This window comes from Dolichospermum sp. LEGE 00246, from assembly GCF_015207865.1.
GTDB classification, from domain to species: domain Bacteria; phylum Cyanobacteriota; class Cyanobacteriia; order Cyanobacteriales; family Nostocaceae; genus Dolichospermum; species Dolichospermum heterosporum.
Genome location: NZ_JADEWA010000152.1, coordinates 1 through 11,106, shown reverse-complemented (window position 1 = coordinate 11,106; position 11,106 = coordinate 1). Strand labels below are relative to the sequence as shown.

Annotated in this window: 9 protein-coding genes; 7 read left to right on the top strand and 2 right to left on the bottom strand. The window is 36.3% G+C overall.

Features of this window, described 5'->3' with window-relative positions; genetic code table 11:
* The first annotated feature begins 46 nt into the window (after positions 1–46).
* Complete coding sequence (locus IQ228_RS12135) at positions 47–343, top strand: DUF2288 domain-containing protein (RefSeq protein WP_027400891.1); 297 nt, start codon at positions 47–49, stop codon at positions 341–343.
* A 134-nt stretch (positions 344–477) separates the two neighbouring features.
* Here the strand turns inward: IQ228_RS12135 and mnmE are convergent, their stop codons facing one another.
* Positions 478–1,872 carry a tRNA uridine-5-carboxymethylaminomethyl(34) synthesis GTPase MnmE gene (gene mnmE, locus IQ228_RS12130; protein ID WP_027400892.1) on the bottom strand — a complete coding sequence of 465 codons (1,395 nt, stop codon included), beginning with the start codon at positions 1,870–1,872 and terminating at the stop codon, positions 478–480.
* 98 nt (positions 1,873–1,970) lie between these two features.
* Here mnmE and IQ228_RS12125 point away from each other — a divergent pair, with 98 nt between their 5' ends.
* The 6 genes from IQ228_RS12125 to IQ228_RS12105 all read left to right on the top strand — a co-directional run bounded on the left by IQ228_RS12125 (position 1,971) and on the right by IQ228_RS12105 (position 8,022).
* Positions 1,971–3,407 (top strand): TldD/PmbA family protein, encoded by a 1,437-nt coding sequence (locus IQ228_RS12125; RefSeq protein WP_193962958.1) that lies wholly within the window; start codon positions 1,971–1,973, stop codon positions 3,405–3,407.
* 82 nt (positions 3,408–3,489) lie between these two features.
* Positions 3,490–3,612, top strand: a complete 123-nt coding sequence (locus IQ228_RS27130; RefSeq protein WP_255549969.1) for a hypothetical protein — start codon at positions 3,490–3,492, stop codon at positions 3,610–3,612.
* 592 nt (positions 3,613–4,204) lie between these two features.
* Positions 4,205–4,906, top strand: a complete 702-nt coding sequence (locus IQ228_RS12120; protein WP_193962957.1) for a Uma2 family endonuclease — start codon at positions 4,205–4,207, stop codon at positions 4,904–4,906.
* A 238-nt stretch (positions 4,907–5,144) separates the two neighbouring features.
* Positions 5,145–5,909: a Uma2 family endonuclease gene (locus IQ228_RS12115; protein WP_027400895.1), complete on the top strand. Its 765-nt coding sequence runs from the start codon at positions 5,145–5,147 to the stop codon at positions 5,907–5,909.
* Positions 5,910–5,912: 3 nt separating this feature from the next.
* Positions 5,913–7,262 (top strand): TldD/PmbA family protein, encoded by a 1,350-nt coding sequence (locus IQ228_RS12110; protein WP_193962956.1) that lies wholly within the window; start codon positions 5,913–5,915, stop codon positions 7,260–7,262.
* Between the two features lie 358 nt (positions 7,263–7,620).
* Positions 7,621–8,022 carry a type II toxin-antitoxin system HigA family antitoxin gene (locus IQ228_RS12105; RefSeq protein WP_228043842.1) on the top strand — a complete coding sequence of 134 codons (402 nt, stop codon included), beginning with the start codon at positions 7,621–7,623 and terminating at the stop codon, positions 8,020–8,022.
* 32 nt (positions 8,023–8,054) lie between these two features.
* Here the strand turns inward: IQ228_RS12105 and IQ228_RS12100 are convergent, their stop codons facing one another.
* Positions 8,055–11,036 (bottom strand): hypothetical protein, encoded by a 2,982-nt coding sequence (locus IQ228_RS12100; RefSeq protein ID WP_193962954.1) that lies wholly within the window; start codon positions 11,034–11,036, stop codon positions 8,055–8,057.
* Positions 11,037–11,106 lie beyond the last annotated feature (70 nt).

Sequence of the window (11,106 nt, the reverse complement as noted above, 5' to 3'; positions counted from 1 at the left end):
ATTTTATATTGTAAAATCAAAATAATAACTAAAAAAGTGGGGAATTATGTCGGAGTTACGGGAAAAATTACAGCAAAATCTTGATGAAGCCGAATGGGAGTGGTTAATTCCCCATGTCCAAAAAGATGCGGTGATTTTGGTAGCGGAGAATTTGGATTTATTAGATGTGGGAGAAGCGATCGCTGGTGATAATATTCTTTCAGTGCAACATTGGATAGATGAACAATTATTAGCCAAACCGACAATAGATCAGGTGGGAGAATGGAATCTCAACCGGGAGAAGCGATTTAATGCTCTGATTGTTGAACCTTATGTCATCATCAAAGAAATCATTGCTGCCTAAAATGCTGTCATTTTGAGAGTTTACAGCAATTCTCATGCAAGTGAGGTACAAGAAGTCAGAATTAAACGCAGATGAACGCAGATGAACGCAGATAATTTTGTACCTCATTAGACTAGGAAATGGAATAACTTATTTTATTTACCAATACAGAATCTACTGAAAATCCGATCTAAAACTGATTCTGTGACTTCTTCTCCGGTGATTTCTCCTAATGCTTGAATTGCTCCTCTTAAATCAATTGTCCAAAAATCTAAGGGTAATTTATCGGTGATTGTCATTTGCACTTGTGCTAAGTCAATCTTTGCTTTTGTTAAAGCTGCTGCTTGTCGTTGATTAATTGCTAAATCTAGATCAGCGGCTTGAACTTTTCCTTGTTGAACTGTTTCTAAAATCGCTGTTTCTAAATTATCAATTCCTTGATTTATGGCTGCGGCTGTGACGATTTTGGATTTTGGATTTTGGATTTTGGATTGTAAAGTTTCTTGTTCTGCTGTTGAAATTAGGTCAATTTTATTAATGACTAAAATTACCGGACGGTGTTTTACTTGTTCATAAATTTCTTGATCTGCGGGTGTCCAACCTGCGGCTGCATCTATGGTAAATAATACCAAATCAGCGTCATTAGCGGCACGATGCGATCGCTCTACACCGATTTTTTCAACTTGATCTGCTGTTTCCCGAATCCCCGCTGTATCTAACACTTGGACAGGAATTCCGCCCACAACTAACTGTGATTCTATCACATCGCGGGTTGTTCCTGGTAAGTCGGTGACAATGGCGCGATCGCTCTGACTCCAAGCATTTAATAAACTCGATTTTCCCACGTTTGGTCGCCCAACTATCGCCACTTTTAAACCAGTTCGCAGTAATTCACCTTTGTCTTTTGTGGCTAATAATTTGCTAATTTCCGCTGTCACTTGCTTAATATCTGCAATAATTCTCTGCTGATCTAAAGGTGGTAAATCCTCCTCAAAATCAATTCTGGCTTCGATTTCTGCCAAAATATCTAAACAATTAGCCCGTAATTTGCGGATAGGTTGGGCTAATTTACCTTGTAATCCAGCTAGAGCCGTTTGAGCAGCTTGAGGTGATTTTGCTCCCACTAAATCGGCGATACTTTCCGCTTGGGTTAAGTCTAATCTACCATTTAAAAACGCTCTTAATGTAAATTCTCCCGGTTGAGCTAATCTTGCGCCATTTTCCAAACATAGTTGTAATACTTGTTGTACCGCCATAATTCCCCCATGACAATGGAATTCTACCACATCTTCACGGGTAAAAGAACGGGGGGCTTTCATTATTAATAATAAAGCCTCATCAATAATTTGCTTAGTTTGGGGTTGACGAATATAACCATAAAGAATCTGATGACTTGACCAAACTTGTCGCCCTGGGGCGTAAAATAGATTGTGAGCGATCGCCATTGCCAGATCACCGGAAACCCGGACAATACCCACACTACCCTGTTGAGGAACAACAGCAGTAGCGATCGCCGCAATAGTTCCAGTGTTAGCTAATAATTCCGACATGAACAGTTTTTCTACAAATTCAAAAACAGGCGATAAAGTGTAATATTAAACCACTACAATCCCATAGTATCGCAAAGTGGCATCAAAAATTAAAAATTATGTTGATTGAACTAAAAAAAGCAATTGCTCATTTAAATATCCCCGCAGATTGGGTAGGAATCAGAGCCGTAAAAACAACTTCTACAGATCATTCTGTCCGTGATGGTTTACCCCAAAGCAACGGTAAATCATTGAATATGGGAGCAATGATCGAAGTCATCGTTAATGGTTGTTTAGGTTATGCCGCTACCAACTCCTTACATATCTCCAGTTTACAAAATGCTGCGGAAATCGCCTATAAACAAGCAATTGCAGCTAGTAAATGGTGGATATATCCAATTAGTGAAAATACCCGTCCTCAAGTCATTGGTGAATATAAATCACCATGTTTAGAACCATTTAACGCTATTACTCCCGGAGAAATCAACGATTTACTCGTTCAGATTTGTCAGCAACTCAAAATTAGCGATAAAATCGTGCAAACCACAGCTACAGTCGGCACAGATCAAAAAGAAACTTGGTTTGTCAGTAGCAATGGTTCAGAAGTATATCAAAATATTTTATCTCTTAGTCATCATTTTGGGGCGATCGCTCAAGACGGTGCAATCGTCCAACAACGTAGCAACAACGGCGCTCACGCCAACTCTTATCAAGGAGGTTGGGAACTGTTTAAACACGATAACTTATGGCATCAAGTTCAAAAAGTTGGTGAACAAACATTAGAATTATTAACAGCAGAAGAATGTCCAAATACCCAGACCAACCTAGTTTTAGCACCAGATCAAATGATGCTACAAATTCATGAAAGTATCGGACATCCTTTAGAAATTGACCGCATTTTAGGAGATGAACGCAACTATGCTGGTGGTAGCTTTGTTACCAAAGATGATTTTGGTAAATTAGAATATGGTTCACCCCTGATGAATATCACCTTTGATCCTACAGTAACAGGTGAATTTGCCAGTTATGGTTTTGATGATACTGGTGCAGTAGCCAGCAAAGAATATGTAATTAAAAAAGGCATTTTACAACGGGGTTTAGGCAGTTTAGAAAGTCAAGCTAGAGCAGATTTACCCGGTGTTGCTTGTGCGCGAGCTTGTTCTTGGAATCGTCCCCCCATAGACAGAATGGCTAACTTGAATTTAGAACCAGGAAACGCCAGCTTTGAAGAAATCATCTCAGGAATAGAACATGGAATTTACATGGAATCTAACCGTTCTTGGTCAATAGATGATCAACGTTATAAATTTCAATTTGGTTGTGAATATGCCAAATTAATTGAAAACGGCAAACTGACTAACACCCTGCGTAATCCTAACTATCGTGCCACCACACCAGAATTTTGGCATAGTTTAATTCAAGTTGGAAATAACACTAATTGGCAAATTTACGGCACACCTTTCTGCGGTAAAGGAGAACCAAATCAAGCCATTTCCGTAGGACATGGTTCACCGGTTTGTGCATTTGCAAACGTCGAAGTTTTTGGTGGTGGTTAATGAATTTTCTGATTTAGGTTGTGGTGAGTTAAAGTAGGTTGGGTTAAGCGACAGCGCAACCCAACAAAAAGATATAATGAAGATGTCTGAATCAGGATATCCAGGATTTAAGGATTTACAGAATGAAGAGATTAAATATTTATTGTCTGAATCAGGATACCCAGGATTTAAGGATTTACAGGATGAAGAGATTAAATATTTTTAATGATCACCAAATTCTATTAATCTACCAATTCTGTCAATGATGATAACAAAGCCTGATAGCGTGGCGTATCCCAGGATATATGGAATTCAATTGCTTTCTGAATGAACTATCTTTGAGAAACACACAATTATTTAATTATTCAACTCATCAAAATCCAAATCCATACAAAAGTCCTGTAAATCCTTTAATCCTGGACATCCTGATTCAGACAAAATTATTTAATTATTCAACTCATCAAAATCCAAATCTAAACAAAAATCCTGTAAATCCTTTAATCCTGGACATCCTGATTCAGACAAAATTATTTAATTATTCAACTAATCAAAATCCAAATCCATACAAAAATCCTGTAAATCCTTTAATCCTGGACATCCTGATTCAGACAAAATATATTGACAAACATAACCAAATTAAATTAACCTTGCTAAAAATATACATTCCCTTGCATGAGAAATATCAAATTATCATCCAACCAGTCATGTAGGTTGGGTTAAGCGACAGCGCAACCCAACAAAAGAATCATAAATGTTGGGTTTTCTCAACCCAACCTACGTAATGCTATAATCAACAAATAACTACTTGGTATCATATCATGATGATCACTCAAGAATTAGAATGCAAACAAAACATCTCCCAAGATGTAATATTTCCGCCAAGTGATTTATATAGTGATGAACCGACAGTGGAAACAGAACTACATCTAAGACAAATAATTCTACTTTTCAAATGTCTAGAATGGTTATGGAAAGATAGAAATGATTTCTATGCTGCGGGAAATCTCACCATTTACTATAGTCCTAATCAGAAAAAATCTGAATATTTCCGAGGTCCTGATTTCTTTGTCGTCTTGGGAACAGAACGCAAAACCCGTAAAAGTTGGGTAGTTTGGGAAGAAGATGGTAAATATCCTAATTTCATTTTAGAACTTCTCTCACCAACTACAGCAAATACAGATAGAGAATATAAAAAAGAACTTTATCAAAATACTTTCCGCACACCGGATTATTTTTGGTTCGACCCTTATACACTAGAATTTGCAGGTTTTCATTTAGTAGACGGAGAATATCAACCTTTAGAACAAAATCAGCAAGGACATTTGTGGAGTCGTCAGCTAGGTTTATATTTAGGAATTTATCAAGGACTATTACGGTATTTTACCCCAGCAGGAGAGCTAGTTCCCACACCTGAAGAAACCGCAGAACAGGAAACTAAAAGAGCAGAAAAAGAAGCGAGAAAATCAGAACGTTTAGCAGCAAAACTGCGGGAATTAAATATAGATCCTGATACAATTTAATCCAGTTGCTAATTTACTCTGTTGCTTAACCTGGGAGGTTGTTTTAAAAGTCTAGATTCATAATTTAAGCAGAATACTACCGAATTTATACAACAGATTAAACAAACAAAACACCCTTTAGTCATGTAGGTTCGCTTGCGCTGTCGCTTAACCCAAGAAAAGAATAATATAATGTTGGGTTTTCTCAACCCAACCTACGTAATGCTATAATCAATAAATAACTACTTGGTATCATATCATGATGATTACTCAAGAATTAGAATGCAAAGAAAACATCTCCCCAGATGTAATATTTCCTCCTAGTGATTTATATAGTGATGAACCTCCCGTGGAAACAGAACTACATCTACGACAAATAATTTTACTTTTCAAATGTTTGGAATGGTTGTGGAAAGATAGATATGATTTCTATGCTGCGGGAAATTTGAGTATTTACTATAGTCCTAATCAGAAAAAATCAGAATATTTCCGGGGTCCTGATTTTTTCGTCGTCTTGGAAACTGAACGCAAAACTCGGAAAAGTTGGGTAGTGTGGGAAGAAGATGGTAAATATCCTAATTTCATCTTAGAAATTCTTTCACCCAGTACAGCCAATACTGATAGAGAATACAAAAAAGAACTTTATCAAAATACTTTCCGCACACCGGATTACCTTTGGTTTGACCCTTATACATTAGAATTTGCGGGTTTTCATTTAGTAGATAATAAATATCAACCTTTAGAACCCAATGAAAAAGGACATTTATGGAGTCAACAGTTAGGTTTATACTTAGGAATTAACCAAGGACTGTTAAGGTATTTTACCCCAGCAGGAGAGTTAGTTCCTACACCGGAAGAAACCGCAGAAGAGGAGACTAAAAAAACAGCAATACAAATGCAAAGAGCCGAAATAGAAGCCCAAAGAGCAAAAATAGAAACCCAAAGAGCCGAATGGGAAGCTAGAAGAGCAGAACGTTTAGCCGCAAAATTGCGAGAATTAAATATTGATCCAGATACAATTTAAACCATGAAACTTGAAGAATTATCAACTTTAGAAAAAACTTTTAATCAACTCATCGAAACTCTGCTAATTGAAAAGGCAGAAAATGAACATTTTACCGTTAGACTTAGCAGCGAAAGCAGTCAATTTACCCGCTTTAATTCTGCAAAAGTGAGACAAACAGGTTGTGTTCATGATGGTTCGATTCAATTGACCTTAATGGCTAATCAACGCACTAGTTCCCGTCAGTTTCCCTTGACTGGAAATTGGGACGTAGATTGGGAATTAGCCTCCACCGCTTTACAAGAATTACGTGATGAATTACCATTATTACCAATTGATCCTTATTTAGTTTTACCATCAGGAAATCATAGCAGTCGAGAAATTAATACTGGTAAATTACTCACTCCAGAAATATTAGTTCCCAGTATCCTGGAAACAGTGACTAATTTAGATTTTACAGGGATGTATGCTGGAGGAGTTGTTATCAGAGGTTATGGTGATTCTAGCGGAAAAAAACACTGGTTTGTGACTGATTCATTTAACTTAGATTATTCCTTATTTATGGCATCAGGACAAGCTGTAAAAGGAACTTTTGCCGGAAGTGAATGGAATGAATCTGCTTATTTAGCTAAAATACATGATGGGAAACAGCAAATAGAAATGCTATCTCGTCCAGTTAAAGAATTACCCAAAGGACAATATAAAACTTATTTTGCTCCGGCTGCGGTGGCTGAATTATTGGGTATGCTTTCCTGGGGCGCTATCAGTGAAGCCGATATTCAACAAGGTAATAGTGCTTTAGCCGCTTTATCACGTCAAGAAAAACAACTTTCTCAAAAGTTCACCTTAAAAGAAAATTTTCAAAGTGGTTTAGTTCCCAGATTTAATAATTTGGGAGAAATGGCTGCACCAGAATTAGCATTAATTGAAAACGGCATTTTAATTAATAGCTTAGTTAATTCTCGCACCGCGAAGGAATATAATAAACCCGCTAATGGTGCGAATGGTTCAGAAACCTTACGTTCTCCAGAAATCAGCCTTGGTAATTTGGCTTTTGAGGATATTTTACCCAGTTTAGATACAGGACTATATGTTTCTAATTTACATTATTTGAACTGGAGCGATCGCCCATCTGGGAGAATTACAGGAATGACTCGTTATGCGTGCTTTTGGGTAGAAAACGGTGAAATCATTGCTCCCATTGCTAACCTGCGCTTTGATGAAAGTCTTTATCGTTTTTGGGGTGCAGAAAATCTCATTGATTTAACCAACTTCCAAGAATTTATTCCCGAAGTGGGAACTTACGGAAGCCGACAATTAGGAGGAAGTTTAGTTCCCGGTATGTTGGTGAACAATTTCACCTATACGTTATAAACCTTCAACATTTTACCGCTTATTGGGTAGTTGGTAGCGATAGCGTCTCGTATCCCTTACGGGACTGATAGCTTGCGTGGCGACGCAGGAGCCATAGGAATAAAGATAGCACGACCTAGCGATCGCACACCATCTAATTTTGAGAATGTGATATTGTCAGTAATTGGACAAAAATATTTACAGTCATTGCGAGCGAAGGGAAGCAATCACAACCCTTGCGATTGCTTCATTTCACTTTGTTCCATATGGATAACGCCACGCTTCGCTCATGGGATAACATTGTGTAATTAATCCTGTCTCACTACTTATATTAAATATGTCTTAGCTCATGCAGAATATGACAAAGACTACTGGAAAAATGACCCTTACTTTTGATTCAGAAGTTTACAGCAAATTACTTTCTCAGTCTCAACCGCGAGTTATTAAAACTGAGGAAGAAAATGATCGGCTTTTGGCAGTTGTGGAAGATTTGCTTTCTCGTTCTCATCTGACAGCAGAAGAAAATGCTTTGTTGGAATTATTGGTAAGGCTAATTGAAGATTTTGAAAGTCAGCATTATCAGCTAAATGTTTCTACCCCTCGTTCGAGAATTTTACATTTATTGGAAGCGCGGGATTTAGAAATAGGTGATTTAGTTCCTGTTTTGGGTTCGAGTGAGTTAGTTTCTCAGGTGATTAATGGTGAGGTGGGAGTGACGCGAGAACAAGCTGAGATGTTAGGGAAGTTTTTTCACGTTGATAGAAGTTTGTTTTTTGGTTAATTATTGGATTTACTGTTATTGATGACTTTGTTCTAATCAAAATCAAAATCTGATTCAGGGATAAGATATCCTGAAAAATTTGGATCGTTTTCCAGAGTAAACTTTTCGTAAATGCGTATTAAAACCTGAGTTTCTAAGTAAGCTCTTTGCTTGGATTCATCATCTTTAGCTACAACAAAATCAGGAGGCTGTTGCAGTGATTTATTCATCAGCATTTCATCTTCCGCAAATGCGCTTATATGAAAAGCAAAATGTTGTTCTATCTGATAGGGTTCATCTGCTGTCACTGGTTTATATTGAATGAGCTTGCCTAAGTGATTTTTGTCAATAACAAGAGTAGCTTGGTTTGGAAGACCCTCTTCTGTAGGTATTTGACAAAAGTAATTGAAGGCTGGGATTTTATAGTTTCCATAAATATATGAACCCAAAAATCCTGGAATATTTAGGTCTGATTCTCCATCAATTCCTTTGGCTTTGAAACGATCAGAATTATATAAAAAGTCATTAAATCTAGCATTAACTCCAATGATGATAAAATTATCTAGATTATCCTTCAAATTTTCAATGATATTGTCTAAAGTAAGATTCTCACTTAGGTTACAAGCTTTCAAAATTCTGACTATCAATTCTGAATCTTCACTGCGTGCGAAATTTTGTCCATAATCAAATCCTGTATCACCATAGTCTACATACCATTCTTCAAAAAATATTGCCTTTTTATATAGTTCACTTAAACCAAATAAATTAATATTTATATCCCCTACTTCATGAGTTTTGTCATCATATAACCCAAAATTCTTAAATAGATATCTCACTGATGCTTGTTCATTATAGCCTTTAAAGAATTCCGACTTAAACTGTTCTACTTTTGTCTTACTAATCTTTCGGCTACGTAATTGTTTATCTAACTGTTCATCAGCTTTAGGTTTTAAACTTTCAAGAAAAATAATCAGTCCATCCTCAATAGCATCATTCAGTTGATTTGTATCAAAACCTAGAATTTGAAGTGAGTCTGATAGGTTAGTAAGTTCTCTCGCAATAGGAATCAGGCGATTTACATTGTATGAAATGTCACTTAAAACACGAGAATTAATATTATCTGGTATCTGAAAAGTGCTAACAAGATTTTGTCTAGCTTGATTAGTTATAACTTGTGAGTTTAAAAATTCACGCAATAACAAGATTAAGAAATATTGGTCAAAATACCGACGACTTCCATGATGATTATCCCACAATATTGCAGAACCAAAAGTATTTTGAAAATAGAAATTGAACAGACCAAGTAAAGACACTGGCACAATATCATGTCCTAGCCACATTGCATCTGCATCATTTGGTTGCCTAAATGTCCATAATTTATAAATATAATCATAGCGATTCTTGAAAATACAGTAAGCACCAATGTCAAACATTAAATAAATCAAGTTATTGAATTTGAAGCGAAATACTAGGTTAGTATGAACTTCTTCTAACTGGTTCTGAATTTCCTCCTGATTAACAGAGCTAAAACATCGAAAGATAATATCTTGAAGTTCTTTAAATAGTTCTAAGCACTGATTTACTTGCTCTTGTGTCCGCAATTCACTCGCTAAAAAATTTAGTTTATTAAGTTTTTTACCAAGCTGCTCATTTTGATTTGCTTCATTATAGGATTTATATCCTATTTGCCATAAAAAGCTTTGGAGTTCTTCAACCATATATTTATCGTTATGTTTGATATCTCCAGAATCATGCAGTGTAGAAACTAATTGCTCAAATACTTGAGTTTTACCACTAGAAATAATTTCATGAATACTAGAGACAAAATAACTACCAAATTCGCCTAGATATCCAAGCTTAAATGAGTTTTTAAATACAACACTCGTGTACCAAGTAACAGATAGTGTATAAGAAAATTCGTCCTGAATTTGTTGGTTAGTGTAGCGTAGGTCAGCTATAACTCGAATTAGTGTTTTTATTGACTGGTCATGATTTATCGCTTGAGATAAGTTACTCAAAAGCCAAATTAAATTGTATAGTGATAACCGAGCAATTTCAAGATTTTTAACCTCCAATGCAACTTCATGTAAGCGGAGGAATTGATTGACTATTGCCATTAGTGCAACTAGATATTTTTTTGGGAAAAATTGTAATTGAGATGATGCTTCAAGCTGATTTGCCTCATGCAACTGAAGTAGTTCATGAGAATACAGCAATTTTGAAAATTTTCCAGGTTGGCTATTTTGCAGAGCAAAAAACTTTTCGGATATATCCTGAATTTGTTTCAGACCTTCAATAATATACTGGTTATTTTTGCGGTTTTTAGTCTCAAATACTAAAATATCACCAATCCCTTCTAGGGCGCTAATGAATTCCTCTTGAGATTTTTGTAATCTCTTATCACTCATCTGTTGGTTGCTGGTTACACGACGTAAAACTTGAGTTAGATCATTGAATAGCCTATCCAATAAAAACTTAGTCTTAGTTGCATACTGTCGGAGCGTGTCAAAAAAAGCAAATAGTAAAACATTGGTTGCCATGAAAAGCAGGAATATTAGCCAAGCAAGGATCTTCCAACCAGAATCTACCTTCGAGTCCACAAAAAACTTCAATGTAACTCCTGACAGCGCATTAACAATTACCAATAACAGCAGGACTTTTAGCTGCCACTGTCTATTAAACTCTTTAGTAATCACCCCTGATTGGTAGCGTTCAGAGATTCGAGAAATGATTTCTAGGCTAAGAGGTATTGCAATGGCAATAATCGCTGCTTGATAAGCAATCACATCAGACGCAAAGCCAAGACTGGGTGAGAAACTAATGAAGAATGAAAAGACCTGCATTAACCAGTGTTTAAGTTTAGTAAACCCCCAGTCATGAGAAATACCTTCATGAATCCTAAGTAACCCAAGTCCATAAGAAATTACCATACTCAAAATTAAATACCCCATGAATAAGAGGGGTTGCTTATTTTCTTGTATTCTCTGAGTCCAATAATCAAGTGTTTGCTTAGTCCAGCGTCTTATGATGTTCATGTGTCAATTTTCCTATTACAAACAATAAAGCTATTAAAAAAATGGTTTGGTTACGCAAACTCTTTAAGTA